Here is a 26,700-nt window from a genome sequence, read left to right on the forward strand (position 1 = left end):
AGTCCAGAGGTCGGAATCCCGACCGATTACCGCATGCCGGGGTCGACCTGATTTATCAGCGGCACAATCCAGAACAGATTGTTACCCGGCAGTAACGTGCGCACGTTATGCAGCACCCGATCGCCGGCATCACCATTGAGCACACCAGCGGTCACATCGGTAATGGTATCGAGCAGGCCGAACGTTGGGCCAAGCGCAGAGCCGATAAAGCCGCGGCTGGCATAACGTGACTGCGTTCCGGTACCGAGCAAAGCCCCCAGCCCCACCATACCGCCGGATGCCTTTTCCGCCATATTGTTATATTCCATCAGCGGGCCGAGAATACCGGAGCGGTCAACACCTTCCAGTACCAGCTTATTCGGCGACCAGTCAACCTCTTTGCCATTTGCCGACTGTTTAAGCGCGTAAGTCAGCGCGCCGAGCCCAATCTGAAAAGCGGTACCGTAATAAAACTGACCGGTTCCCTCCTGCAGGCCGCCCAGCGTAGCGCGATTATAGGACGCGGTAGCGAACGATTTAAACTGGAAGATGGTTTTACCCAGCGGCGTACTGGCCCAGAGTGGTGTATCGCCTATACCTGGCGTGATAACGGTGTTGTTCACATCTTTTAGCACCGCCGACTGGAAAACGCCAGCAACGTGCTGATCGTCCCATCTTTCAAAATTGCCGATATGCCAGCCGTTGATTACCTCACCGTGTTTTTCGAACTCGCTGCGAATACGCGCGGCCATATTGTCGTTAATGCCGAGCTTAGCCAGGCGGCGACCGGCGAACGAGCCGGAGAGAATGCCATCGGACGTGATCATACCGTTTACCGATTTGTTCATATCGTCGAAGTGGCCCATCAGTGTGAGCTTGCCGAACGCATCGGTAACACGCTCCATACCCGCCTCCACTGCCGTTGTACGGGCGGAACTGTCCACAAGGTCACCCATCGTACGCGCACGGGTATGCAGGATGGTTTCCAGCCCGACAGCCATTTTTAACTGTTCGGCACGGCTTGCCTTGAATGCCGGTGAGCGGGTGATCAGCGCTGAGTAACCGCGCATTGTGTTCCCAAAGCCGTTAACCATCACACCGCGCGCGAGATCAGGAATAGCGGAAACGGTCATTCCGCCCAGCTTAGTGACAAAGTTAGCGCTACGTAGGAACGCACCGGCACGTACGAAAAATGATGAGGGATCGTCCGGCATGCCATAGGTACCCGCCAGACGGTCGCGCAACGCTGTGATATCCCGGATGTCGTTATCGCGGGCTTTCGCCAGTTTTGCCTGGTCTTTGGGATTCTGGCGCATCAGCGCATCGTATTCGTCCTGAATATCCTTGAGCTGCTTCTCCAGCGATTTGTTACCAAATGCACGCGTCAGCTCAACCTCTGCCGATGCTTCACGAATGTGACGTTGCAGCACATAGTTGGCGTCGCTCTCCAGATAATCTTTCATCAGGCGATCGGGAACGTTGAGCGTACGCGACCGGGTGCTACCCGCCGCTTTCACCATAAAGACATTTGCAAAATCCTGCGGAATTTTTGCACCGACGATTTTATTGATCGTGGCGTCAGCAGTAATTTCAGCCTCTTCACGGGACATGGTTTTCTCACCGCGCGACCACCAGTCGACCAGCATGTCGCGGAACTTATCACGCTCGTTGACGATCTTGCCGACTTTGTAGACGCGCGGGAAATAACTCTCCTGACCGATGGCTTTAAGCTCCTCGTCAGGCGGCAGCAGGCCAAGCTTTTGCTGCGCCACTTTCACCCGGTTAACAACGGTGCGCATTGCCTGCGCCGCTTCCTGCACCACCGGGTTAGCATGCACATCGCCGCTGCGCATGGCGTTACCGACTTCCTCGCGGAACTGGGAAAAACTCAGATCACCGCCAGCGGCTTTATACTGGCTGTAGGCCTGCTTGTTCGTCACCACGACGGCCGCCTCTTCACGACGCCACCCTCGAACGCGGGTTTCTGCCGCGATGGGGGTCTCAATGCCGCGGGCATTACCCTGCAGTGTGTAGTTATTCTCTGCCAGCTCAAGCGCGGTGCGGCGGGAGGTTTTCGACGGAGACTCCATCAGACGGGTGAACGGTGTCAGATAGCTGCCTGCCTTACGTGCCAGTTTGCCGACCGGACCGCCTGCTGCCGGGGTGAGATCCTCGAGCGTGGCTTCACTGATTCGCGCCGCGCCGACGCTGCCACCTTCGGGAAGCGAAGCAGCTGCCGTGTCCGTCGCTGACGTGATGCTCATATTATCGAGTGCGTCAGCTACTTCGCGCGTGGCCGCAGTGCGAACAGATGGCGATAACGCAGCCCCGGCAGCAGCGAATACGCCGCTCATCAACGCACCCGCTGCGACGTGGGAGGCGCTTTCACCCCACGTGCGTGTTATCTGCTGATTATTCAGCACAACCTCGCTCGCTGCTGTTGCAGCTGCACCGATTGCAGCCTGTGATGCAATGCGGGCCACTGCACCACCCTGAGCGCCGGGGATGAACATCGAAGCAACTGTAACCGGGTCGACAACCCCGGCGGCAATGCTGGCAAGAACCCCCTCCCCACCAGCCTCGGAAAGTACCCGACGGTCCTCGTTTTCGTCGTCGATCTGCTGTTTCAGCCAGGCGGTTTCTTCCGGCGAGCGGGAGTCAGCAAAGGCGGATCCCCATTGTTCGTACCCGTGCAGCTCGTTTTTATCAGCATAAGGGTTATACCCGTCTACGGGTTCGAACTGCTTCGCGGGGCGGAACATCTGACCCAGCAGATTATTCTGGCGAAATGCTGCGCCCCACACAGACGGTTCATCCTGCTGAGGTGCTGGGTTGGTACCTTCAGGCAGGGGGACATCAAACCCGGAGGGTGCCGCCAGGACGTTACCCGCCGGAGTGAATCCGTTATTCAGTTCTTCAGGAGTGGCGTATACCGGCATTATTCAGTGCTCCACGAAAAGTAATTTTTAACCCTGTCCATACGCTCGTTGTGCAGGCGCTTATATTGTTCGTCGAGCGCACGGTGTTTATCTTTGAACCCGCGAATGTCCTGACCGCGCTGCAGCTCATTACGATCGTGTTCTTCACGCTCTTCCTGCATTTTTTTGTAGGGCGCCCACTCTTCCAGTGACGGTTTCCAGCGCATCGGCCTGCCGTACGAATCGTAGAACGGCTGTACAGCTTCAATACCATCCTTATCTTTTGTCCGCACCATGATGGCGTAATCGCCATTGCGGGCCGTCAGTACATCAGGAGTTATCTCCAGCTCTCCGCCAATACGCGATTCCGGCGTTTTGCTGGTAACAGGTGCAGCGCTACCGGAGGTGATCCCAAGTTGCGCTGGGCTGGTGGTGATCTCGCCCTTGCGATCACCATACATCAGGCTTTCTTTTTCTTCTTTCCACTGTGCAGCCTGCCAGCCTGACGGACCGTAGTTATAGAGCGCCTCTGGCGCGTACTTCATAAGCTTTGCATCACCGTTAACCTCGCTGATACTCCATGTGCGGGCGATCTGCTGGTTGGTCATTTTTTTGGCCGCATCCGCATTACCGCCGGTGGTGCGATAGTTGATGTCATACAATGACTGGTAGTCATTGCGGAACCTTGCAGCCTCAGGGGTCTGGTCATCGGCTGATGGATTTCCCCAGCTAAAGAAGCCAGACATACTGCTCACGGCGGAATCCATCGCCTTGCTGCGGTCTTTTTTGTACTCCTTGGTGCTCTGGGTTGATGCCAGTTGCGCTTTGAGCGCATCGGTCTGGTTGTAGGTCAGATTGTGCGCCTGCTCGATAGCGGTTTCGGATGCCATGCCAGAATCGGTAAGCTGTTTAACAGTGAGATAAAATCCCTGCATATCCTTTGGCATGTCGCCAACAGACGCGGGATCCGTGTCATAGAGGCGATTAAATAACTCAGCACCCTGACGGACCGCCTCAGGACTGCGCGCGCGGGAAATCGCCGATAACTGGGTGGTTACCTGCGAAGGAATAATCCCGGTCTGGGCCACCTGCTGCACAATCCCGTCATGGGTGGTGGCGTCGTTAATCCGGAAGTTTTGCGCCGTTGGCGTGGAGTCGGCGGCTTTTTGCATGGATTTATTGGTAGGGTCGAGTTTCTCGCCCATAGACAGCGCTTCATTAAAACGACGGGTATCACGCTGCGCCTGTATCGCTTCATTGCTTTTCTGGACCAGCGCGCCGAGCTTGCCATACGCATCGAGCTTGAGCGCATAATCAGGGTCATTTGCCTGAGGCTTTAACTTTGCGATTTCTGCCTGCTGCTGTTCCGGGGATACGTACTGTATCGCCTGGAAGGTTTTGGCATTATCAAGTGCAATCTCCATGGCCCGAACCTTCTGAGCCCCCTGCTCTCCATAGGCCCGCATTATTGTGCCGGAATTCAACATTGCGTCAGGTACTTCCCCATTCTGTAACTGCGCAAGGCTGTTGTTGTAAATGGGGTCGACCTGATCACGTAGCGCTTTACGCTGCTCATCAATCTGTGATTGGGCTATATTGTCGATTTTATAAACGGAGACAGGATCGAGACCGGTTTTATTTTTACGGTACCGGGCCAGCCACCCGCGAGTTTCAGCAGGTAGCTGCCGAATAAAATCAGCCTCGGATATTTCGCCTTTTCGTGGGTCTCCGGCTTTCGCGATCAGTTTGTCAACGTTACCCATACCCCAGTTATATGCAGCACCTGCCAGAGTTTCAGAGCCATATTTACCGTAAAGCTGATTTGCGTAATCGCTCGCCAGCAGGGCATTTTGCTCTTCGTCTGCCGGGTTATATTCAACACCGCGCTTCGCCGCCAGCTCTTTGCCCGTGTCCGGCATCAGCTGGTATTTTCCCTGTGCACCGACTGGAGAGGTGATAATACTGCCGTCAGCGTTGAAATGCTTTCCGCCGGATTCAACGATCCCGATAGCGCGCATATCCAGAGCGCCAGTATCTTTCATCGGAAAATCACCCGCGAGCCACCCCTGAGGGTTAGAGACGGCATAGTTCTGCGCACGCTGCTCCATTGCATTTAAATCCGCAGAGGTAATAGCCTGCGCAATCTGCTCTGATGACCATCCCTGTGCCTGACCGTAAAGCTCAATAGAATGTTTACGCGCACTGCGCGCCAGCGCTGCCGCCTGAGGGTCATCGTATGCACTGGCTTCCTGCTGAACGGAGGATTTAACAGTTGTTTCAAACTGACTTTGTTGTGCGGCCGCTGTCTGTGCGCGTTCAAAGGTGTTATAGGTGCTGAGACGTTGGATCTGACCCGCTTTCCATTGCGCGTCAAAATACTGTAACTGGCTCTGTGGTACGCGCTTGCGGGCTTCTTCATAGTCGGATGAATCCAGCTTATCCATATCCAGACCAACACCGGAAGATTTGAATCCCTGCCGGGTTATCAGCGCGCCGGTCTCAGGGTTTTCCCAGCGGTCAGTAGATTTCGAAGTGAGATCAGAAAGTATCGCCTGGGTAGCTGCTACATCAGCTTTATCCTGTGTACGCTGTAAATCATCCACAGTCTGGCCCAAAGCAGCCCCCAGCCCGGCTACAGCATTACCTATCTGGCCAACATTACTGACCCCGACCCGGGTCGGATTAGCCTGCGGCGTAGCATTGCCAAAATTACCCGTTGGAATTCTCACGGTTATTTACTCCCTGCTTTTTTCCAGCCGTTGTACGCTGTGCCACCCGCGCTCAGCAGTGAGCTGCCCGCGCTGATGTAGCCAGATGTTGAAGCATTACGGCCGCTTATGCGGTCGGCAGATGCCTGCGCGTTGAGCCGTGCACTCTGGTTCGCACCATTCAGAATGGTCTGGTACGCATCCTGTTCAGCGTCACCCACGATGCCGGACTGGATACGCAATGCGGTACCTTCTCCCGTGTCCACGCCTGACGCAGCCAGCGCTGCATTTGCCTGCGCTGCCTGTGCCCTGCCCGCCTTACGGATGCGATCAGCTTCCACGCGTGCAGCTGCCTGCGCAGCTTCTGCATCTGCTTCCGCCTGCGCTGCCTGGTAGTTGGACATTTTCTTTTGCTGCTGACCGCTATAGACAGCACCTCCCGCCGCAAGAACGGACGCGCCAATTGCCGCCACCTCTAATCCGGTACACATCGTTACACCTCTTTGGAATAAAGCAGACCGGTACGCGACAGGCCGAGACGTGAATACAAATCACCGGTGCGCTCTTCATGTACGCCCGTAGTGATACCCATGTTTATGATCGCGGCGCCGTGATCTTCGGCCCATGTGATAAACGCTTTCGCGAGACGCGGGCCAGCTGTACCGCCGCGATGCTCAGGCGCGATAAATAGCCCGTATTCAAACGCCATCAACTGACGGCTGAACCACTGCTCAGCAATCCCCCCAGCCAGCCAGCCGATTACAACGCCGTCTTTTTCGGCCACCAGCAGGCAACCGGCGGGAGACGAAATAAGGTTGCGGGCGAGCTCCGCGCACTTTTCTTCATCAAAGGGTGAATTCTGCGAATAGCGGGACTCGATATACATCCGCGCCCCCAGCTCGATCAGCGCCGGGATATCCCCGGCCGTTGCATTACGTACCATGTCAGCCCCCGTTACTGGTAAAAGTGAAAATAATTGCGAGAAGATGGAATGGCAGCGGCTGTCGCTGCTGTATAAGCAGGGTGTCTTCCCCCCGCTCCCAGCCGAGTTTTCCCCAGTAGTGGTCCCCGGTGAAAAGTGGTGCGGGTTGGTTGAGGATTTTTGGGCCGAATCGGCGGAACGGGATGACCTGGCCGTTGCACTCCGCACCAGTTGTTTCGAGAAAACGCATCGTCACTTCGCTGGTGCGCTTCTTCGCGTTCTGTGTCGTACCCTCTGTGGTCTGGACTTCTGGCGAAAGCGTTTCGATCGTACTTTCGAAGTGCAGACCAATTTCCACGCTTTTCGCCGGGCGGGACAGGGTAATTTGACCAGAGGAAACAGTGTACTGCGGCATAACGGCGCCATCGGCCACCACATCAACCGTCTGCCCCTCAAGGTGGGAAAGATTGGTCCATGTCGCAGAACCGGCGGGACTTGTTCCGGTCACAGCGGCATCGGTATAAAGCGTGCTGTCGAATACCTCGACATAGCGTACGGTCTGGCCGTTTATCTCGCGACGGACAATTGCGTAAACCACATCGTCGGTTTCGGACGGAATGGTAGCTACCGACTCAAACGCGCCGGCAGTCACCTGACGGGACCAGGCAATAACGTCCTGAGCGCGATCGATAGCCATGGTGACCGCAACGCCATCCGCTCTGACCATCCAGATAAACGCATCAGGCTGTTGCTGGTATGCCATGTCCAGCACGCCGCCAGAGGTGATGTGCTCGGCCAGCACCGTCATATCGTTGGCGGAATAGGACACAAAGCTGTCGGGGTCGTACGCTACTGCGTAGAGCTTACGGCCGGCGCGCTGCACAAACATGATTTCGGTACCAACGCGCACCGGGCGGATCCCGTTGCATCCGTACGGGCTTGGGTTTTTCACCGAAATATTCGTCGGTGTAATGGCCGCATCGTTGCCGGAGGTGATCGTAAACTCGCCGCCGTAGGTCAGAGCGATCAGGGTATTCATCTGCGCCAGATGCACGATCGGGTTGAGCTGGTCAGAAGACAGCGTGAAACTTATCGCGTCATCATCCTCGGTACCAATCTCAAACGACAGGTATACGCCCGTCTCGCTCCACCAGATTGTTTGCGGATACTTCGGCGAACCAGCCAGGACAAGGCGCTGCTGGTACAGCGTAACCGCGCCGGGATAGCCAAACGCATCTGTCCAGACCGTGTCCTCTCGCGTCCACGATCCTGGTGATGCCGCCTGCGTTGCCGTTAAGTCGCTACGGATGGTGCCGACGGCAATCTGCGCACTGGTAATGCTCTTTATCAACACCAGTCCGTCATTGAGGCGGACATACGAGCCCACATCCTGAGCAACCCAGCCCGCGCCGGTGAATGGCGGACTTGGGTTGTCACCCGGATCCGCATCGCTCAGGGTCAGCGTAATTTCCGAACCCACGAACTCTTTGATGGACGGTTTACACCATTTCTGCGGGGTATCGCGCACCTCGTCGAACGGCTCAACGATGAACGGAGCAGGTTCAAGCACCCAGTCGGTCTGACCGCGTCGCTGGAGACGGTGAGGCTTCACAGACTGATGAACCAGAAACATGGTGTCAGCGCCCTGGACATAATTCACGGCGGGCAGCATGTCAGAGGTATAGGGGCTGGCAATTTCGTACGGCGTATTGTCGGCGTTAACCAACTGCTTACCGTTCTGGTAAATTCGCATGTAGCCGTCACCAAATTCCAGCATGTAAGCCTGAGAGCGGTTGAACACGTAGGGAATAAGGCGGGATTTTTTATTGCCGAATTTCGTGGCCGCCGCAAAACGTGTACCTGGTCTGCGGATCACGCCGCCCTGCACTACCACTACGGCATTTTCGATAATCTTCGCGCCGTTGGCATAGCGGGCGATATCAACACGCCCCATCAGACGCGGGGACACCTCACCTGCGGTGAAATTGGTTTTTATGAGGTTCGCGCGCATGTCAGAACCTCGACTCATAAGTTGGATAGCCGCCCAGCTCTTCCGGCGGTTCTTCCTGACCATCGATGGCTTTTGCCTGTTTCAGCAGGAATGACGCCTCCTGCGCCAGGCTATCGCGCAGGCTGGTGGACCCGGTCACTGCATACGCCAGCTTGGACTGCATCGTCATTTCAGCCACATCCACCAGTGCGGCGTCCCATGTAGACTCGTCCTCGTTGCGGAATATGTAACGCAGGCGAATCACATCGACATTAGCCAGCAGTCGACTGCCCTCAATCCGGTAATCAATATCGTCATGTGGTTCACCTACGGACAGGACGCGGATCAGATCACCGGGCAGGGAAAACTGATAACCGTATCCAAAGACGGGCGCAGCACTGACAGGTGAGAGCACAACGCGTTTTATCGCGCAGTTCCACGGGTGAGCACGGAGTAATTTATTGCGGACTGTGGGGTAAAGGTTGGCGCAAAGGCGGGCATGATCCGTGTCTTCGTCGAAATCATTTATCGGGTGAGCACCCAGCGCCAGAAGTGCGTTTGAGCAGATAGAGACACTCGAAGTCATGGCAGAACCTCAGATGAAAAAAGGCCGGGGGTAGTCCCCGGCAAATACACCAGCGGCATTAAGCAACAAAATCGACGGCGACGACTTTTTTCTCGTTGGCACGGCCAGCACCATAAGACGCATCAACAGAGATCTGAATGGTGTTGTTTTTATCGCGACGAGGGCCGATATCGACGTTGTACTCAGCGCCGGTACCGAAATGCACAGCGGATTTACACCACGCAACTGCAGTTTTGGTGGTAACGCCAGTATCGGTTACTGAGTCGAGTTTCTCGTAGGCCAGCCACTTAAAGCCGAGCCAGTTACCAGACACTGCGCCTTCCTGCAGCATTTTCACCGCCATAAAATCGGCAGAAGTAAGCATGGTATCGCTGAGGATCTGAGTCAGCATGTCGGCGTTGTAGGTGATGAACAGCTCTTCACCGTTCTGCTCGTCGCACTCGTTACGGCGGAACATAGCTTTCGCGGCGATCAGCTTGGCTTTGGTCATGCCTGTGCCGCCAGCAATGATTTTCTGCGCAGCTGGAAGCGCCACTGGTGCATATGCCCCAGTGTTTGACGTTTTACGCATAACATCGTCAAGCAATGCACGATAAACAACGTCGTCTTTTTTGCGGTTGGCGGCCGCCAGGGTGAGCTGCAGGTATGGCCCTTGTGGGTCAGCCAGCAGCTTGCGCAGATCACGTTTTTCAACAGGAACAAATACACCGTAGTCCGCCATCAACGCGTTACGGGTGCCAGCTTCTGGCAGGTCCCATACGGTGTCACCGAAACGCGTGGTGATCTGCGTCATTTCGATGGTACCCATATCGTTGATGGTGAACGCTTCGCCGGTGATCGTCCCACGGTCATGTACCGCAGCCTGCAGGCGGGAATCCTTCTGCTGCGCGGCGATTTCGAAAGAATCATGAAACTGCGTGATAAACGCAGCGGTGATCATGTTCTTATTGGCATCAAATGGCATAACAATCACTCCAGAAAATATCGCCTGCTGGGTTGTCGGTTGCCCGGCCCGATTAACACAATGCGTGTGGCGCTTACGCACTGCGGGAAAATTCAGTTATCCGGCGTCCCCACCGGGCTGGTTGTGGAGAGATTGTTAGCGAGGTGTGCGGTCGGAATCCCGACCAAATGAAAAAAGCCAGCGGGTCAGGCTGGCTTTTGATGAGAGATGCGGAGTGTTATTTAACTTCCAGGGCTTTGTCAGACGCCCCAGCATTGCTGATGATCGAAAAGTCGCTGCTTCAGCAGATAACCTTCCAGCATCCAGATCTTATTGACTGCGTTTTCACGGGCAATCTTTCGCCCAATTTCAGGATCGAAGTTTTCCGGGCTGGCGCAGGCGCTTTCTCCTGTGACGGTGAAACCGTTGCGCAGTACCAGTATGCAGAATGTCAGTAGATTAAGGCTTTCATGTACCGGGAATGCAGGTGTATCTCTCAGGTCGGTCACGTGGGTTGCAGCTTCTCCAAAAACGCCTTGCTGAGCGGTAAAATACAACTCATGGCTGATGACACTATCAATGTGCTGCGGCGTGACGCGCGGCGCGGTTAAGCCTTTGGCCTGAATTTCCTGCTCAATATCTTTGTCGCTCACTGGTCTTTCCTCTTTTTAAGTTGTCGTGACATGTCACGCTACGGTTTGATCGCCGTAACGCTTCTGGTAATACGCTTTGACTCGTGCAGATACGCGTTCGTGGTCGGCGTGTTTAGGATCCATGTACGCCGGGGATTTCATCAGGTCGCGAATGGTCTGCTGCTCTTCGAGATCCACATCGCCACCCGCAGGCGCGTCTTCCTGCATTTCAGCACCGACTTTAGCCAGCATGCGGATAACCATCGGGTTATTGCCGATCTCGTCAATACGGCCTTTGTCGGCGTCGTCAGCCAGGGAGTTGAACGCGCGGAAAGCCAGTCCTATGTTTTTGTTAAACTCCGCGTCAGTTTTCCACACCTCGCGCAGTTGCGTGCTGGCCGTTTCAGAATCCAGCGCAGCGGCACCGCCCACCAGCTCAGGAGCGCGCTGCGCGTATTCACCTAGGATGAAACTCATCTGGTCATTGGTAATGCCCTTAGCGTGCGCAGACTTCATGAAGCTTTGCATCCGAGGATCGGCTTTGAATTCTTCCCAGTTAAACCCCTCGACCTCTACCTTAGGTGCATACTCATCTGCCGTTTTCGGCGGGGCATCGCCACTACCCATGCGTTTTTCAAGGTGAGTGTAATTTTCCGCCAGTTTGCGGGCAGAGCTTTCAATACTGAGTTTTCCGTCTTCGCCCATAACGCGGAATTTCTCAGGTAGCCAGTCATTAGAACCCTGCTCGCCCGCACCGGTGCTGAGCAGAGAATTACCAGAAGGTTCGCCAGTACCTGGATTATTGCCGTTGCTGCTACCGCCATCGTTATCACCTCCACCGCCAGACTGTTCTGCACCCGGCTCTGCGTTCATGAATAAGTGTTTAAGCTTCCACATCGTCTTCTACTCCATCGGCTCTGTTGATCTGATTGAGAATAAAATCGAGCACGGAACGCTGTCCGGCCCGGTAACAGGTTTCACGGTCACCTTCGGTACCACCTTTCACGTACGCTTCGCGACCGAAGCGCCGCGTTAGTTCTTCCAGCACAGGCGCACCGCCTGGCATTTCTTCAAAAATCCGCTTGTAATCGGCGGGTGTAGCCTCTTTGGTTCTCATTGATTACCTGCCAGTCGTTGCCCTAATGCTGCGCCAGCGGTCTGGCCTGCGGCACTGGCCGCCTCGTTGCCCGCCTGCATAATGAGTTGCTGCTGTGCGACCTGCTGCTGCGCTTTCTGGCGCTGGTCGCGGATATCCGCCACATCGTCAGAAGAGCGCATGACCTTCGCCGGCACGCCCAGCGCTTCGCCGACAACACGGCTGGCTTCGTCGCTGTCCATGTTGTCCCTGATATCGGGGTAGAGCTGGGCCAGTTGCATGATGTTTTGCCCGTAGCGCTCGATTGCTGTCACGTCTTCCAGCTTCTGAGCACGCGCCAGAGGCGAGATATAACGCACGTTGAAATTGGCGTTCTGCAGGCTTTCAGGCGGCGGGGAGAAAACGCCAGCGCGGAAAGCGATACCGAAACAGCGAACCACCAGCAGCTGGAGGTATTCAGCCTGGAAGCGGCCATAGACCGGGCCGAGCAGCTGGCGAATCAGCGCGACGCGCACGTGCACCTCGGTGGCGGTCATGGCTGGCCCGTCCTGCGGCTGCAGCTGGTCAGCCATCATGATTTTGCGGATTGATGCCTGCAGGCGTTCTTCGGCAGTGAATGCCACGCTGAAATCTGAACCAGTCAGCAACGGTTTCATGCTTTCGACGCTGTTCGCCACGATGATGCGACGCGGGCCTACCTTGACCGTGCGCGGATTGAGTACGCCGTCGTCTTCGGCGATCCACATGCCGGAGATAGCCAGGTCCTGCGCGGCCTTCTCCATGCGCTTGGTTTCGTTCAGCTCTTTGCAGTCAGGCAGAGCGTCGTATACCGGGCCGATGCCGTAAGAGCCGCCGGGGATTTTCATCCAGCGCGGGACGCAGCACGGGAATTCGTGATAGCCGGATTCGCGCACAATCTGCTTGTTGCTCACGTCGACGTTGTACGATGCAAAGCGCATGTTTTTCGCCAGGCGGGCATCAACCATGTAGGTTTCGCGCGGGAAAATGCAGTGCAGGAAATCAAATTTATCGTCGGGCTTTTTCTTCGCCGCGTCGCGGATCTTCTCGCTGACCTTGTCCGCGCCGAATTCTTTGATGGCCTGCTCTGCGGTCAGCTGGTAGCGACGGTAGATCGTGTCCACGATGCCGTCTTTGCGGGTGGACGTGACATAGCACTGCGCCAGCGGCCACTGCTGGAAGGTGTAGCCGCCCTCTTCCCGGTCCTCGTCGATGTACAGGACGAACCAGCCAGCGCACACCACGTCGAGATTTGCCTCGTAGCCCTCGGCGTCGAAGTTGGCCGCGTGGATATTTTCCCAGACCAGCGTGGCGCACTCAGACAGCCAGGCTTTGGCATCATCCGGCAGCGATTCGCTGTCGAGGTTCAGCCACTGCGCATTCGCCGGGGTCATGCCGGACATGAGCGCAGAGGCCAGCATGCGGGCACTGTCGGTGGCGGTGCCGTCCAGTAGCTTCGCCACCTTGTGTTTTGCGCTCTGAGCGTCGAGCACTTCGTCAGAGAATCCCGCGCCGCGCAGCGGATAGGTGTAGTCATAGCACTCGCGCCAGACGCTCTCATGCTGCTGGCGGTTGGCTTTAAGCGTGTCGGAACGCTTAATCAGCTTAACGGCGAGTTCATCCATCAGTTACGCCCCCAGAGTGTTTTTCTGTTGCGCTGCCTGCGCGCCAGAGGACAGCAGAGAGCTGCCAGAATCAGCCGCGCCCTCTGCACCACTGGCGAGAAGGGACGAGCCTTTCTTGCGCTTCTTGCGCGCTGCAGCATCTGCGTTTGCCGCTTTTGCCGCTGCGTCGGCAGCTGCATCCGCTTCGGCCTGCGGGTCGGTCTGTACGACCTTAGGTGCTCCATCTCCACACATAGCGATCCCCTCTTAGCCCGGAACGTGCCAGCCGTGCTCAGTCAGAACGGGTTTACCCGTAACCGGCTGGCGCTTGCCCTCGTCGTTCGTCACGTAGCCCAGCGGCGCGGCAGGCTCTGCCGTGGTGGCTTTTTTGACGAGCTGGAGGAATTCGAGATTGTCGGTCAGCTGCTGGTCAGCCAGGTCGGTGTAACCCAGCGTTTCAAAGCGGGCGATGATGGCCGCGCCCTGCTCGTTGATGGTACCCAGCAGAGTATTGCGCTCTGCGAGTGCGGCATCGTCCAGCAGGCTGGCAACGCGCTGCTGGATTACTTCCTGCTCTGCGCGTTGGCCTTCTGCGTTAAGCGCTTGGCTCTCAGTCGCTGTAATCGGGGCGTCAGCAACGGTCTGGTTAACAGGGGTGGAATTAAGCAATTGCCCTTCCGCCACGATATTGGTTGTATCGGTACCAGCAGTTTCCTGCCCCGGTACCTCAACGTTTTTTCTTGGTCGACCCATTTTGGATATCTCCGGATGAATGGTGAGCGGTCATTGTTATTTGCATGCCTGGTCAGTTTCCCGACCAAAACGCGATTTACGGAAGGTGAACCACTGGCGATGCAAAACCGTGGGTAATTTTTTTCTGTCAGAGCTGGTTGCCATGCACCACAACGCGATAAGCGCCTCACCATGACCGTGGCGAGGTTCAGATCCTGACTTCCAGCCCAGAACGGCAGATTTCGAAACACCCAGTTCGTTGGCAATTTCCTGTGTAGTGAGGTTTTTTCTGGTCAGGTCGGTAATGACCCGGAACCAGTCGGTTTTGAAGGTGGCAACCAGAGGCATTGATCACCCCCCAAAACGCGCGCGCGCGCGAGCATAGAGAAGGGAAAAATCGCCCGCCGCTGTGGTGAGAAAAGAAGGGAAACAGAATATTGTTCTTTCCGGACGCTGGGCGCCATTAAACTTATTGGTGTTTTCTGCTGCCTTTAAGAGTGGAATTAAATTCTGCATAATCGTAATTCCCCTACTTCAATGGTCACCTGATCCAGTAACTCAGTCTCGGTACCGTAATTTTTTTCCCATGTTTTCTGGCCTGCGTGGATAGCAACGCCATGCCCGCCGGTTCTGTGGTGAGGTGCGCAGAGAGGCAAAGTTTTTTTGTGGTCTGCACGTTGGGCTATTCCCTGCCCTGTGCGTATGTGATGGACTTCTGCAGGTGATGCGCCGTAGCCAAGATTTCGGCATACAACGCAACCCAGAGAGGCAACATCGGCCAGCCAGCGTTTATCATCGTTTGTCATCGTTTGTCATGGCGATATTTCTTACGCGGCGTAGCTGAATAATTGCGAGGCTGCGTTTTCTGCGGCCTGCTGTGTCGGGAATGTGCGATACAGGATGAAATTCCAGAGCACATCGAGAACAGATTTGTAGAGCTGGGAAAATTCGATATCGTCCATTTTTGCGAACGATATGGATTTTGGTTCTTTGCGGGTGGTGCCGTCAGGCATTTCGTATTCGGTGTAAAAGCCTGCCTGAATAGTTACCCAGGCACGGAACGCCTCAAACGATTTTACCGCGCTGATATTTCCGGCGCGTTTTTCCGCTTCGTCGCGGAGATACTGATCGGCCAGTTCCTGGAGTGTTTCTTCATGCCCGGCATAATGGGCCACCAGCTGCACATATCCACGAACCAGTTTTTTATCGGCCGGGGAAATGGTGCCGCCTGTCGGCTGCCAGTAATCAAACCCAAGATTGAGCAGCGCGAAAAACTTGCGGTGAAATGCAGGATTGCGTGCTTGTTTAAAATCGGCGTAAAGCACAGCGCCCATGCGACATTTTTTTTCGATAAATTCGCGCGCTTCCGGCGTTGCCGGGATTAATACTCCGCCTGCTGATTTTACAAAAGAATACTGCGCCATTGGTTTCCCCTTTAGCGCAGCAATTGCTCAGAAATACAGGTTACCGGGTGTTCAGTCCGGTATCCTAATTATACCTTAGTTTTATCTTTTTCGACAATGCTAAAACCGGACAATTCCGCCAGTTCAAACAACGACTTAAGCGAAGCGAGATGCTCATCGTCATGAGCTATTCGTAGGGCAGATATTTTGCCGTTTCTGAGGGTCACGAGTACGCGTCCGTTATCGGGAAGATGATCCCCAACCTCCGATTTTTCAATCACGCCTCCCCCTATAAAACAACTGTATAAAATTACAGTAAACATACTCCCAAGTGGCAGGAAGTGCAAATCTTTAAGAGCACAAAACGTTAAATAGGTGAAAAATGGCATTGTGTATTGCTATGTTTTTAAACAAAAAACCGCCGTTTCCGGCGGTAGTGTACTTTGCTTTGCTGACTCATATTGTCAGTATGAACTTTTTCCATCCAGTGGTTATCCAGCACTGCGAATCACCTGACATGATGCAGCTTTTGACCGGAAGCGCATCGCCGCATTTAGAGCATTTGGTGGTGCTTATACGCTTAATGTGGTTTCGCATCCGTGCATCATCCTGGCGGATTAGCAGCGCGATGTACTCAGCCATGTCGTACGGCGCACGGCCAGGGCGCCGGGCGGCGCAGTTGCGCTCAAGCATTTCAAGCTCCTGGGTATCGAGCTGAAGCTCCAGTTTGCGGTTACCGGCTTTGGCCTGACGGGCGCGCTGTGCTTTTTTGCGTTCAGCAGCTGTCTTAGCCATATCACTCTCCTTTACCGGCTGCGGCGGCGATGTAACCACGTCCGCGTGGATAATCCTTCCCGCATGGTGAATACAACTCTTCACCACCACGATTAACGCGGCAGAGGTATAAATCCGGTTTGCGCGCCTCCAGCTCAGCAATCCGCTTCTCTGCGGCTTCCAGCTTGGCGCGTAGCTTCTCGAAGTCATCAGCATGTACAACGGGCACATGGCCGTGGCCTGGGTCTTGCGTGCTACCGAATGCCATCGGATGGATGTAATAAGTTTTCACGTTTACTCTCCTTTACCGGCTGCGGCGACCTTCAGGCCAGCAGCTGCTAACGCCGCCAAAACATCCTCGCGTGAATACCAATCCCCATCCGGGGAAGGCGTTGGATACATTTCAACTTCGTAGCGCTCGGGTAATGTCACCTCCCGCTCCTCCAGCTCAGCAATCCGCTTCTCTGCGGCTTCCAGCGCTATTGATAATTGGTTAGAACGTGCGATTTGAACATCCAGCTGCGTAGCGAGATTGGAAACCATTTTTGCGATCTCGATCAGCGGCGTAGCATTGCTGATGGCTTTTGCCAGAGCGTGTCCGGCGTTGATTAAATCTTTGTTATTCATCGTTTGATTCTTCTCTCTGCGCGCGCCAGTAATTTAAGCGCTCTCTAAAAAACTCTCGTTGACTCTCCGGCGTTGCCTCAATCTGCTGAACGACCGCATAACGTGTGGTTTTCTTCTCATAGAGCTGGCGAACGAGCGCAGCGGCGCGCATGTCGTAATGCTCTTTGAGTTGAAATTCCTGCGGCCATTTGGCGCGATTGAGGGGTAAGCCGGGCGGTAGGTAATCCGATTGCCCGGCCATGCCTTACTCCTTCACGCTTTTCTCTGAATGGGTGTAAAAGCGGGGATCGACACTTTTCAGAGTGAAATGAGTCACCGGCATATCATCGTGACGCTCAATGCCAACATATTTGGACTGAACCATGCGCCAGATACGCTTTTGAAGTTGGCCTAGGGTAATATTGATGTCCGGGTGATATTTTTTGATCGCAGTGAGAATGCCCTGATACGAAAGGGTTTTGCCCTTCATTAGCGCCACCAGCTTTTGTGCTGATAGCTCTCCGGAGGCTTTTTTAGGTGCGTTTTTGCTTTGCGTGCAATTGGAGTGATCGACTCCAGCAGGAGGCGGCAACGTCCCGGAGCGCCGACGCGCTGCCCGGTGAGCTTGTCGTAGTTTTCATTGCTTCCGGCACTCCAGACGGTGGCAGTTTCGCGGATTTTTACCGTTTTTTCGCCTTTAGCAGTGATAACCGTCGCGGTGTGGGTTTTGAGCCAGCGCCCTGAGGTATTAACGGCTTGCACAGGTGCTTTTTTTGTTTTCGCTACGCGATAAACAGGGTTTACCTGGATCGGGCGGGGTGCCGGAACGTAACAGGCACGGTTTCGGGCACGCGCGCCAGCATTCATGCGCCAGATAATCACAGGGCTCCAGTCACAACCATCGTCTGCACTGGTGGTTTTTGCATACAGTAAATCGGTCATTGGTCTTTCCTCGTTGGTTAATTAGCGCTGGTCAGGCGCGGTTAAAACGGTTCGGTGTTGTATTTGTCGGAATACCGACGCGGTTGTTTTTTGGGTTTGGCTGCCTCCAGTTGAATACGGGTTTTCTCTTTCCCGACATGTTGATCGATTGGTAAGAAATGGCCGTTCTTGAACTCCTGGTAGATCACGGTACCGGCTGCGGCAAAGCGGCACTTACCGAGAATGACCTCAGCCACGCCAGCAGCAGGACTTTCAGGGTTATAAACCTCGTCGCGATACAGAAACAGGATGCTGTCGGCGTCCTGCTCAATGGAGCCGGAATCACGCAGGTCTGACATAACCGGGCGTCGCTGTGCTGCCGGGCGCGCATCAACAGCACGGGAGAGCTGGCTCAGCGCGAAAGTGGGCGTGTGCAGGCGCATAGCCATCGTCTTAAGGTTTCGCGAAATATGCGCGACAGCGAGATCGTTACGCTCTGCCTTTGGTTTTTTTATCAGGCCGAGGTAATCGACCATAATCATCGCTAAATGCGGGTGGCGGCGTTTGTGCGTTTCTGCAATAGCGCGGATCTGTTCGACGGTCAGATCGGTAGCGTCAACAATCCAGATATCACGGTCGTTCAGTGTGGCCATCGCTGATGTCAGGCGCGCCCAGTCCTCGTCATACATGTCCTGAGGATTGCGCAGACGAGATACGGAAAGATTTCCGGCACCAGCCAAGGAACGCTCAACAATCTGCGTAGCCGCCATTTCCATGCTAAAAATCAGCGCGCCGCCGCCTTTGGCTGTTACCCCTTCTACCACGGTGAGCGCGAACTCTGTTTTACCCATGCCCGGGCGGCCAGCAACGACGATAAGATCCTGCGGGTTAATACCTCCAGTGGCGCTATCGAGATCCGAAATACCCGTGAGCAAATTGCGGGTCGACTCATCGCCATCCATGCGTTTCTGCACGGTATCCATGTAAACAGGCAAAAGCTCGTTGATATGTACCGGCTGGATGTCGCCCGTGTCAGCAGTCATATCCAGCAGCTGCGCGACGGCGTTCTCGACTACCTGATCGCGTTGTTCCTGGTTTGCTGCCTGCCGGATGCCGTCGGCCCCCTCCTGCAGCAGTTTCGCCAGCGCCCGGCTGCGCCACGCTTTGACCATCTTCCCTGCATACCCTTTCAGGTTCGGTACCGTGGCTGGGATGCGGGAAATATCTGACAAATCGGCCAGGCTTGAACCACCAAGAGCCTCGCTGATGAAAAGCATATCGATCATGCCGTTCGCCAGGGCTTGTTTTTTTATTTCGCTGAAAGCGCGGCGATGGAATCCGATACTGAATGATTCCTCCGGCGTGCTGGCGATCACATCGAATGCGTCTGGCGTTGCACCGCCATTCAGCAGGCCAGCCAGCACACAGGCTTCAAGGTCCTGAGGACTCACAGTGCACCTTCCCTTGTCTTACGCAGTGTTTCCGGTTTCATCAGGTAATCAAAACTGGCACGCCAGCCGTCGCGGTGCTCGCCACCGAAGTAAAAATCTGGTGCTGTATTGCGGAATTTTTCCAGGTAGCCCAGAAACGCCCCAGTGGTTTTATTCATCATGTGAGCCGCAAGGCGCGTAATTTTCTGGCGGCGATCAGCGTCAAGGGTCGCGGCTGGCAGCACATCGGCGAAAATCTCGTTGTAACCATCGATAACAGCTACCGGATCAATACTGGCCTCGGTAGTGGCCCATGCCTCAGCGTCAGCGAGATAGCCATCGAACCGGCTAACCCGGCAGATATTTGCTGGTTTTGGTGCACCAGCACCACGGCGCCGCCAGGTAGCCAGAACCCAGCGGATAACCAACTGCAGTTCGGACAGGGTGTACCCTTCGCGCGTTTTGGTCGGTGTCAGCATGAGCACAAACGGCTTAACGTCACGGCAACGGGTACCGGTGCAGTCGTTATAAAACTCGAGGGCTTTTTTCGCGTCAGCGAGAATAATTTCCTCACCCTCCCCCATTTGGGGGTTAGGGGGATCTAGATCTTTATTCTCTGTTGTATTCTCTGTAGGAGATCGGGTCATTTTGACCTGTGGGGACTGGTCATTTTGACCTGATGCTTTGGTCATTTTGCGCTCTTCGATTTGGTCATTTTGACCTAATCGATTGGTCACTGTTTTTACGGGGCCAGAAAGCTTGTCGAGATTATCGTAATTTATTGAATACCATTTTGTTTTATCCCAGGCATCACTATTGAAATCACCTATATCAACCAGCCCCAGCTTTTCGAGTTTTGCCAGTGCGCGTTTTGTTGTCGATTCGCTCCAGAATGGGAACTGGGTTTGCCACTCAGAGACGCTGTTGTATACCCAGTAACGCCCCTCAAAGAAATTCTTGGAGGAGTTCATCCAGTAGTGGATTTGCTGCAATACCAGAGCTTCGTTAAGCCCTATTTCGCATGCTAAAGATGGAAGCACCAGCAAAGGTTGCTCATTGATAAGTAAACGGCTCATGATCAAATCCCCAGCATTTCGGCGATTTGACGGCATGCCGCCTGATATTCCTCAGGTGACAATTCCATTTCGCGGAGTTCTTCTTTCAGTTTTTCATACTGCGCCCAGATAGATAACGCAGCTACGCGGCGACCTTCAAAAATATCTTCGATGTCTTCCATGACGGCCGGTACGCCATTTAAACGAAAGCCGTTCCGCCAGGTAATGCGGTCAATTGAATTCAGCATGTTGGTCTTTCCTCGGTACAGTTAAACGCTGGTCAGGCGCTGTGTTTCCTGGATGGCTTGCAATGCCTGGGCTATCCTCTGCGGTCTATCCCTGGCATCCAGCAGTAACGCGATGATCGCCGCTGCAAACTCGCGTATCGCTACGCATATCAGATGCTGAGTGGTCATTCCCAGCTGCGCGTATCGTTCTGCAGGCAGCGCCGCTTCCATCGCCTTAGCCAGCGCTCTTGTTTTGGCTCTTGCCGCTTTGGTGTCGCCACGTAACCAGCGGAAAATTTGCTGGCGATTGTTGTTTATGGCCCGCCAGTCGGCGTTACCCATTGGATCTTCCATCTGGTGAAGCTTTATCGTGCTGGTGTTGCCACCCATTCGGAACCACATGCGTGTGATTTCGATGGCAACATGTTCCTGCCCGCGTTCAACGGCCCAGTTGAAAATCTCCCGTTTCAGTTCTTCGAGGTTTTCCACTTCCTTCGCGTCTCCTGTCGCTGAAAACCTGATTAGGCTTAATCAGATTTATTGGTTGCTGATTGTTAAGCTGCGTTTGCTGATTTAACCGGGTTTTGATAATCCTTAGGATCGTAAATAAGTTCCCCATTAGTCATAAGGGACAATCTGGCAGCTCGCTTTTCAGGTACTACTGACCCCCAGCGAGTTACGGCAACTTGAGAGATACCTAAAGCACGCGCAACCGCAGTTTTGGTGCCGAAAAAGCTGATAACAGTTTCAGTTTTCATTGTTCCTCCTATTAACGTTAGTTAGGAACATAAATACTAACGAAAGTTATGTCAAGTTAACTTATATTATGGGTATGAAAAAATTGACCTTTAATGACCGAATTTCCTCAAGACGTAAAGAGCTTGGATTAACCCAACAGCAGCTTGCCGATGCCGTTGGTATATCCGCCGTGAGCGTCTATAAGTGGGAGGCGGGCATTACAACACCTAAAGGGCAAAATCTCTTCTCGCTTGCTGAGGCACTCCGATGTACTCCGACGTGGTTGCTTTACGGCACTGAGGAGGATGAACCACTGAGGGCAGACCAACTTTCACCCGAACTTGATGAAAGGCAAAAAAAGTTACTCGATCTCTTTGACTCCTTACCTGAATCAGAAAAAGAAAGACACATCAATGAGTTAAGCGAAAAGGTTAACGATTTTCAGAGGTTGTTTGATGAATTGCTAATGGTTAAAAAGAAAAAAAACACCATTAAGAAATAAAATTAAAGGCAATGTTTTCAAAGCATTGCCTTTTTTTACGCCCACAAAACTAACTTTTGTTATAAAAAATAATTGCCATAAAAAATACCTTTGGTTATGCTTTGCAACATCAACGACACACTAACCACGCGGCAGTTGTTCAGAAAAACGTTCTGACAGTCTGGAAAGACAGGCACCAAATTCGCGGGTCGCCGCCAGTACGATGACATGCGGGAAAGACCGCAACGAATCCAAAATTGCTGTGTGTAGTCTTTGCCTCGTCTCTATGAGGGGCATTTTTTTAACACGGTGACGAATTTAGTGACCCTTCGGTGAAAACCGAAGCCCTCGAAGAGAGGGGCCCTGTGAGGAAAGACCAAAGAGCCTGACCAGCTCTGACCGCCGGGAAAGACCGGCACCACTTAGATAGCAAAAGGCCCGCACAAGGCGGGCCAGTTACCCCGAACGGTGACCAAACCATTCGGATTTTGCCGGGAACCACCCCGGCTAGGAAAGACCAATGCAGGACAGAGCCTCACACTGATCGGCTCTGAGTATACATCAACAAGGAGCCGCTATGGAAGCGCTTACCATACCAGTAACACTGTACATCCACGTATCTGCTAACCCCCACGTCCCGGCACTCTATCTGGTTCATACCTGTGACATGTCACAGAACTATCCGGATCTTTACGTGCTGCTGGAAACGCGCACTGTTTGCCTTGAAATAACCCAGCCGGAACCGATCGACATTATCGGTAAACAGGTTGAACGCCTCCAGAAAGAAAAGGCGTCGATTGTCGATCAGGCTCACCAGCGCGTCGCTTTCATTGAAGACAAGATCCAGCAGCTGTTGTGCATCGACCATTCAACAATCCAGGAAAGTGATATTCCGTTCTGATAACGGCGCCTGACCCGCGCCAGTAACCGAAGAGGAAAGACCAAGTGACAATCTCAATTTACAACTGCCTGTTTAAGCCGAAAAAATCGGCCATCAAAGATGGTGCCGTTGCGCTGGCGATCAGCGTGGAAGCACCAAACAAAAAAATCGCAGAAAGCATCGTGACGGGTAAGCTCTGGGAGCACTATCCGGCGAACGGCGATAACTTTTTTAAACCTGAAATATGGGAAAACACTGCTGATCAGCCTCACCCGGAGATCGGCAAGTTTGACGAACACTTTGCTAAATCCCACACGTTCAACGGCGAAAAGTGGGTGGTAAATGCTACTGAAACTGATGGCAGTGCGAATCCTCTACCTGACAGTAATGAAATATTAGACTTCATGTCTATTTCACCGCGCGAACGCTTCGCAACGGTGGTGCTGTTTGGACTCGCGCAGCTGGACGGGGAGCTTTATTCTCAGGTTTGTGATTATCTTGATAACCAAGAAAACACCAGCCAGTACGAGGAAGAAGAAGACGATCGTTTAAATCGTTACATCATTAATGCGATGGAAGCTCACCCACCTGTTCACCACATGCACCAGGAGGGGCTTAATAATCTCCTGCAAGCAATTTATGTGAAGTTTGAGAACCAGTTACCCGGCGGTGCCGAGCTTTACTCGTTTATTAAAAAATGGACTGACACCCCAGGCAAACGTGAAGAAATGCTGCCTCAGAACAGCACCAGCACCAGCACCAGCACCAGCACCAGCACCAGCACGGAAGATAATGCCCAGGCTCAGGTTGCGCTACAGCGCGGTTACAAACACACATATGCCACTCTGGATCAGGAGATCGCTCTCGCACTGCTGCCAATAGAGCCAGCGACCACTGTATCTGTCAGCGCTCTGCGCCAGGCGGAACGTATCATTGAAGAAGACCGGGAAGACTTTAAGCGCTGGTCTATGGCGCTGCGCACAACAGAGCAGATCCTCAACTATTCCCGCGACACGATTTTTGGCGTTATCCAGAATGTTCCAGCCAAAGATACGCATCACTTCCCCGATTCATTACGCCGCTTTATCGACAGCTGGCTTGCCGAAAACGGTGTGTTTGAACAGGATCCCACCAATTCAGAGGCAATCAGTAAATCTCTTGCCGCCGGGCGTGGCGAGTATGTTGACGGTATTAGTGACCCTACCGATTCCAAGTGGGTAAAAACGGAAACTCAGACGACACAGCAAAACGCCTCAAATGAGGTGGAAAAAGCGGAAGTGGTTACTGATTCACAGGCAGAGGCCGCACGTGAAACGCTCAATAAAATGGGCTACAGCGTTTACGCCAGTGAATCAGAGCAGGAGCAGAGCAACAGCGAGCAAGTTAATAGTGCAGAGCAATCAGCAGAGTCGTTGGTGCAAGAAGAACCTCGCCCTAACGTTAATGACGTTGAAAAAAGTATCACCGAACGCACCGGTACCGAGATGGAAAATCTCGACCTGTGGAAGCGCGTTTTCAAAACTGATGAACGTTTCACAAAACAGTTTACTCAGAACGGTGGTGGCACATCGATCAACGGCACCTACATGACGATGCTGGCCACTCGTGAATTTGGCCCTAAAGGTATTGGCTGGGGCGTTGATATTCTCGAAGAACGTTTTGACGATGGCGCGCCGATAACCCGTACAGTCAAAGGCCAGGACGGGAACAATACGTGGGAGCTTATTCCAGACGGCATTGGCGGCTATAGACTGGCCCCATGAATCTCCAGACAGTTGGTATCACTTAAGTTAGTGATAGTCTTAATACTAGTTTTTAGACTAGTCGTTGGAGTCCGAATGATTGATGTTTTAGGTCCAGAGAAGCGCAGACGGCGAAGTGTTCAGGAAAAAATCACCATTGTTCAGCAGAGTTTTGAGCCCGGAATGACCGTGTCGCTGGTCGCCCGTCAGCATGGCGTTGCTGCCAGTCAGCTGTTCCTGTGGCGTAAGCAGTATCAGGAAGGCAGCCTTACAGCCGTTGCCGCAGGAGAACAGGTTGTGCCCGCGTCGGAGCTGGCATCTGCGATGAAGCAAATTAAAGAGCTGCAGCGCCTGTTGGGCAAGAAAACCATGGAAAACGAGCTGCTAAAAGAAGCCGTTGAATATGGCCGACAAAAAAAGTGGATAGCGCACGTGCCCTTGTTACCGGAGGATGGCGAATAAGCCTTGTCAGTCGTTGCCTCCGGGTCTCACGTGCGCAACTGCATGCCATAGCCCGTCGGTCGAAGGACTGGCAGGATCGTCGGTGCAAGCGCAAGCCTGATGATACTGACGCGCTGGCCCGTATCCATACCGTTATCGGCGATCTGCCCACCTATGGTTATCGTCGGGTATGGGCACTGTTGCGCAGACAATCAGAAACTGACGACATGGCGGTGATCAATGCCAAACGCGTATACCGCATCATGCGTCAGAATGCGCTGCTGCTTGAGCGTAAACAGGAAATACCGCCATCGAAGCGGGCGCATACAGGGAAAGTGGCCGTTGGAGAAAGTAACCAGCGGTGGTGCTCTGACGGCTTCGAGTTCAGCTGTGATAACGGTGAAAAACTGCGGGTCACGTTCGCTCTGGACTGTTGCGATCGCGAGGCACTTTACTGGGCGGCCAGTAACGGTGGATATGACAGTGAAACCGTGCAGGACGTCATGCTGGGTGCCGTGGAGCGTCGCTTCGGTAACAGCCTGCCGACATCCCCAGTTGAGTGGCTGACAGACAACGGTTCAGCCTACCGTTCTTATCAGACGCGTCAGTTCGCCAGAATGGTAGGACTGGAGCCTAAACATACGGCGGTACGTAGCCCGGAAAGCAACGGGATGGCAGAGAGCTTCGTGAAAACGATGAAGCGCGATTACATCAGCATCATGCCGAAACCCGACGGGTTAACAGCGGTAAAGAACCTTGCGGAGGCCTTCGAACATTACAACGAATGGCATCCGCATAGTGCACTGGGGTATCGTTCGCCACGGGAATATCTGCGGCGGCGAACCAGTAATGGGTTAAGTGATAAAAAGTGTATGGAAATATAGGGGCCAATCCAGCTACCTCACAGAGAAACATCACGTGATTAAGATCCGTCTCTGGTATGTGCGTGGCGGCGTGCGCGGTGAAGAGATTTCATTCGGCTGCACCCCTTATCTCTACGGGAGTAAATACGGCCCACTCTGCGACGGTGAAGCGACTAAGAAATCACTTACCGATGCGACGAAAAAGGCACTCTCTTCTCTCGGTTTCAGCGCTGATATCTTCATGGGTCTCTATGATAACCCTGAATATCGACAGAAAAACAAAGAAGAATTCGCCCTTAAAATCGCCAGCGATAATGCAGAAGATGCTGCGCGCTTGCGCCAGGAGCTGGACGACAAACTTACGCGAGTTGCAAACACCTTGGCAACCGGTGTCTCTACCAACGAAGTGACCAAAGTATTCGCATCTATCGCCCGCGAAGTGGAGGTGCACCGTAAAGATGCTGAGGCCAAAGGCGACAGCCAGCATGCCAATTATCTGAGTAAACGTCTGCGTCGCCTGACCACCATCAAAGATGAACGTCTGAAAGAACTGAACAAAGCCCAGGAGAAAACAGCATGAGCAAGGTAACCGCAATCGCATTAGCAAATGATTACTCCAGCCTGTTAAACCTGCTGGAAACCTCTGACGAGTTGACGCCGGAAATGATCGCCGACACCCTGGAAGGGATTGAAGGTGAGCTGGCAGATCGCCTGGATGCAGTTATGGTGGTGGCGCGCAATAACCTGGGCAACGCGAAAACCTGTGACGAAGAGATGAAGCGTCTGGCTGAGCGCAAAAAGTCTTTCGAAAATAAAGACAAGCACCTCCGCAAGTACATTCTGTCATGCCTGTTAGGCGCCGGTCTGGATAAGCTGAAAACCCCCAGAAATACCTTTACTGCTCGTCAGGGTACTGTAAGCGTGGTGGTCGATAATGTTGAAGCGTTACCTGACGAAGTGGTCACAGTTCAGACGGTAATCGCCCCTGACAAGAAGGCCATCAAAGAAAGG

General features: G+C 53.8%; 32 protein-coding genes and 2 pseudogenes. 6 read left to right on the plus strand and 28 right to left on the minus strand.

The genetic code is table 11. The annotated features are described in order from the left end of the window. Positions 1-26: 26 nt before the first annotated feature. The 28 genes from C5687_RS14895 to C5687_RS15025 all read right to left on the minus strand — a co-directional run bounded on the left by C5687_RS14895 (position 27) and on the right by C5687_RS15025 (position 21,302). Positions 27-2,918 (minus strand): hypothetical protein, encoded by a 2,892-nt coding sequence (locus C5687_RS14895; RefSeq protein WP_104557216.1) that lies wholly within the window; start codon positions 2,916-2,918, stop codon positions 27-29. After that, positions 2,918-5,626 carry a transglycosylase SLT domain-containing protein gene (locus tag C5687_RS14900; RefSeq protein WP_104557217.1) on the minus strand — a complete coding sequence of 903 codons (2,709 nt, stop codon included), beginning with the start codon at positions 5,624-5,626 and terminating at the stop codon, positions 2,918-2,920. Before C5687_RS14900 ends, C5687_RS14895 begins: the two co-directional genes overlap by 1 nt. Before the next feature lie 2 nt (positions 5,627-5,628). After that, positions 5,629-6,096, minus strand: a complete 468-nt coding sequence (locus tag C5687_RS14905; RefSeq protein WP_017384448.1) for a hypothetical protein — start codon at positions 6,094-6,096, stop codon at positions 5,629-5,631. A 2-nt stretch (positions 6,097-6,098) separates the two neighbouring features. Next, entirely contained in the window at positions 6,099-6,548 is a 450-nt protein-coding gene (locus C5687_RS14910; RefSeq protein WP_104557218.1) for a GNAT family N-acetyltransferase, read from the minus strand. Between the two features lies 1 nt (position 6,549). Beyond that, positions 6,550-8,538 carry a phage tail protein gene (locus tag C5687_RS14915; RefSeq protein WP_104557219.1) on the minus strand — a complete coding sequence of 663 codons (1,989 nt, stop codon included), beginning with the start codon at positions 8,536-8,538 and terminating at the stop codon, positions 6,550-6,552. 1 nt (position 8,539) lies between these two features. Further along, a complete protein-coding gene (locus C5687_RS14920) occupies positions 8,540-9,103 on the minus strand; it encodes a phage connector family protein (protein WP_063623730.1) in 564 nt (187 codons plus the stop codon). A gap of 58 nt (positions 9,104-9,161) precedes the next feature. Then, positions 9,162-10,067 (minus strand): phage capsid protein, encoded by a 906-nt coding sequence (locus C5687_RS14925; RefSeq protein ID WP_104557220.1) that lies wholly within the window; start codon positions 10,065-10,067, stop codon positions 9,162-9,164. A gap of 239 nt (positions 10,068-10,306) precedes the next feature. Further along, entirely contained in the window at positions 10,307-10,699 is a 393-nt protein-coding gene (locus tag C5687_RS14930) for a Gp49 family protein (protein WP_104557221.1), read from the minus strand. A 33-nt stretch (positions 10,700-10,732) separates the two neighbouring features. Beyond that, the gene (locus C5687_RS14935) at positions 10,733-11,575 is read right to left on the minus strand and encodes a hypothetical protein (protein ID WP_104557222.1); all 843 of its coding nucleotides are present in this window, start codon (positions 11,573-11,575) and stop codon (positions 10,733-10,735) included. Further along, a complete protein-coding gene (locus C5687_RS14940; protein WP_104557223.1) occupies positions 11,562-11,795 on the minus strand; it encodes a Bbp19 family protein in 234 nt (77 codons plus the stop codon). The genes C5687_RS14935 and C5687_RS14940 overlap by 14 nt, the downstream gene beginning before the upstream one ends. Further along, positions 11,792-13,417: a portal protein gene (locus C5687_RS14945; RefSeq protein ID WP_104557224.1), complete on the minus strand. Its 1,626-nt coding sequence runs from the start codon at positions 13,415-13,417 to the stop codon at positions 11,792-11,794. Before C5687_RS14945 ends, C5687_RS14940 begins: the two co-directional genes overlap by 4 nt. A 3-nt stretch (positions 13,418-13,420) precedes the next feature. Next, a complete protein-coding gene (locus C5687_RS14950) occupies positions 13,421-13,651 on the minus strand; it encodes a hypothetical protein (RefSeq protein WP_104557225.1) in 231 nt (76 codons plus the stop codon). Between the two features lie 12 nt (positions 13,652-13,663). Beyond that, a complete protein-coding gene (locus C5687_RS14955; protein ID WP_104557226.1) occupies positions 13,664-14,149 on the minus strand; it encodes a hypothetical protein in 486 nt (161 codons plus the stop codon). Between the two features lie 36 nt (positions 14,150-14,185). Further along, positions 14,186-14,476: a hypothetical protein gene (locus tag C5687_RS14960; protein ID WP_017384458.1), complete on the minus strand. Its 291-nt coding sequence runs from the start codon at positions 14,474-14,476 to the stop codon at positions 14,186-14,188. 155 nt (positions 14,477-14,631) lie between these two features. Next, positions 14,632-14,934, minus strand: a complete 303-nt coding sequence (locus tag C5687_RS14965; RefSeq protein ID WP_104557227.1) for a Ref family recombination enhancement nuclease — start codon at positions 14,932-14,934, stop codon at positions 14,632-14,634. A gap of 21 nt (positions 14,935-14,955) precedes the next feature. Next, positions 14,956-15,552 (minus strand): DUF1367 family protein, encoded by a 597-nt coding sequence (locus C5687_RS14970; RefSeq protein ID WP_032654077.1) that lies wholly within the window; start codon positions 15,550-15,552, stop codon positions 14,956-14,958. A 68-nt stretch (positions 15,553-15,620) separates the two neighbouring features. Continuing rightward, positions 15,621-15,812 carry a hypothetical protein gene (locus C5687_RS14975; RefSeq protein WP_104557241.1) on the minus strand — a complete coding sequence of 64 codons (192 nt, stop codon included), beginning with the start codon at positions 15,810-15,812 and terminating at the stop codon, positions 15,621-15,623. A gap of 175 nt (positions 15,813-15,987) precedes the next feature. Beyond that, positions 15,988-16,326 (minus strand): hypothetical protein, encoded by a 339-nt coding sequence (locus tag C5687_RS14980; protein WP_104557228.1) that lies wholly within the window; start codon positions 16,324-16,326, stop codon positions 15,988-15,990. 1 nt (position 16,327) lies between these two features. Further along, positions 16,328-16,597 carry a coiled-coil domain-containing protein gene (locus C5687_RS14985; RefSeq protein ID WP_104557229.1) on the minus strand — a complete coding sequence of 90 codons (270 nt, stop codon included), beginning with the start codon at positions 16,595-16,597 and terminating at the stop codon, positions 16,328-16,330. A gap of 2 nt (positions 16,598-16,599) precedes the next feature. Further along, positions 16,600-16,932 (minus strand): hypothetical protein, encoded by a 333-nt coding sequence (locus C5687_RS14990; RefSeq protein WP_104557230.1) that lies wholly within the window; start codon positions 16,930-16,932, stop codon positions 16,600-16,602. Then, positions 16,925-17,173 carry a hypothetical protein gene (locus C5687_RS14995; protein WP_104557231.1) on the minus strand — a complete coding sequence of 83 codons (249 nt, stop codon included), beginning with the start codon at positions 17,171-17,173 and terminating at the stop codon, positions 16,925-16,927. The genes C5687_RS14990 and C5687_RS14995 overlap by 8 nt, the downstream gene beginning before the upstream one ends. 3 nt (positions 17,174-17,176) lie before the next feature. After that, positions 17,177-17,401, minus strand: coding sequence for a hypothetical protein (locus tag C5687_RS25080; protein ID WP_238380483.1), 225 nt, complete (start codon positions 17,399-17,401; stop codon positions 17,177-17,179). Further along, positions 17,401-17,853, minus strand: a complete 453-nt coding sequence (locus C5687_RS15000) for a hypothetical protein (protein WP_238380484.1) — start codon at positions 17,851-17,853, stop codon at positions 17,401-17,403. Before C5687_RS15000 ends, C5687_RS25080 begins: the two co-directional genes overlap by 1 nt. A gap of 41 nt (positions 17,854-17,894) precedes the next feature. Beyond that, entirely contained in the window at positions 17,895-19,283 is a 1,389-nt protein-coding gene (locus tag C5687_RS15005; RefSeq protein ID WP_065420221.1) for a replicative DNA helicase, read from the minus strand. After that, a complete protein-coding gene (locus C5687_RS15010) occupies positions 19,280-20,338 on the minus strand; it encodes a replication protein RepO (RefSeq protein ID WP_104557232.1) in 1,059 nt (352 codons plus the stop codon). The genes C5687_RS15005 and C5687_RS15010 overlap by 4 nt, the downstream gene beginning before the upstream one ends. Before the next feature lie 2 nt (positions 20,339-20,340). After that, positions 20,341-20,565, minus strand: coding sequence for a hypothetical protein (locus tag C5687_RS15015; RefSeq protein ID WP_104557233.1), 225 nt, complete (start codon positions 20,563-20,565; stop codon positions 20,341-20,343). Between the two features lie 21 nt (positions 20,566-20,586). After that, entirely contained in the window at positions 20,587-21,033 is a 447-nt protein-coding gene (locus C5687_RS15020) for a toxin YdaT family protein (RefSeq protein ID WP_104557234.1), read from the minus strand. Between the two features lie 65 nt (positions 21,034-21,098). Beyond that, on the minus strand, positions 21,099-21,302 hold the full coding sequence (locus C5687_RS15025; RefSeq protein WP_104557235.1) for a Cro/CI family transcriptional regulator: 204 nt from the start codon (positions 21,300-21,302) through the stop codon (positions 21,099-21,101). Between the two features lie 74 nt (positions 21,303-21,376). On the opposite strand from C5687_RS15025, the gene C5687_RS15030 reads away from it, so the two are divergent. The 6 genes and pseudogenes from C5687_RS15030 to C5687_RS15055 form a co-directional block, all read left to right on the plus strand. After that, positions 21,377-21,784 (plus strand): helix-turn-helix domain-containing protein, encoded by a 408-nt coding sequence (locus C5687_RS15030; protein ID WP_026080702.1) that lies wholly within the window; start codon positions 21,377-21,379, stop codon positions 21,782-21,784. Between the two features lie 556 nt (positions 21,785-22,340). Next, complete coding sequence (locus C5687_RS15035; protein ID WP_104557236.1) at positions 22,341-22,664, plus strand: hypothetical protein; 324 nt, start codon at positions 22,341-22,343, stop codon at positions 22,662-22,664. A gap of 50 nt (positions 22,665-22,714) precedes the next feature. Further along, positions 22,715-24,391, plus strand: a pseudogene (locus C5687_RS15040) (ATP synthase subunit B family protein); the annotation flags it as partial. Positions 24,392-24,481: 90 nt separating this feature from the next. Beyond that, a protein-coding gene (locus tag C5687_RS15045; RefSeq protein ID WP_202911296.1) for an IS3 family transposase occupies positions 24,482-25,710 on the plus strand; the annotation gives its coding sequence in 2 pieces (ribosomal slippage) (positions 24,482-24,797 and positions 24,797-25,710; 1,230 coding nt in all). A 1-nt stretch (position 25,711) separates the two neighbouring features. Continuing rightward, positions 25,712-26,269: pseudogene (locus C5687_RS15050) on the plus strand (hypothetical protein); the annotation flags it as partial. Then, a partial coding sequence (locus C5687_RS15055; protein WP_104557238.1) for a siphovirus Gp157 family protein occupies positions 26,266-26,700 on the plus strand: 435 nt, incomplete at its 3' end. The pseudogene C5687_RS15050 and the gene C5687_RS15055, both read left to right, overlap by 4 nt.

Origin of the sequence: Enterobacter sichuanensis, from assembly GCF_002939185.1 — a bacterium.
Taxonomy (GTDB): domain Bacteria; phylum Pseudomonadota; class Gammaproteobacteria; order Enterobacterales; family Enterobacteriaceae; genus Enterobacter; species Enterobacter sichuanensis.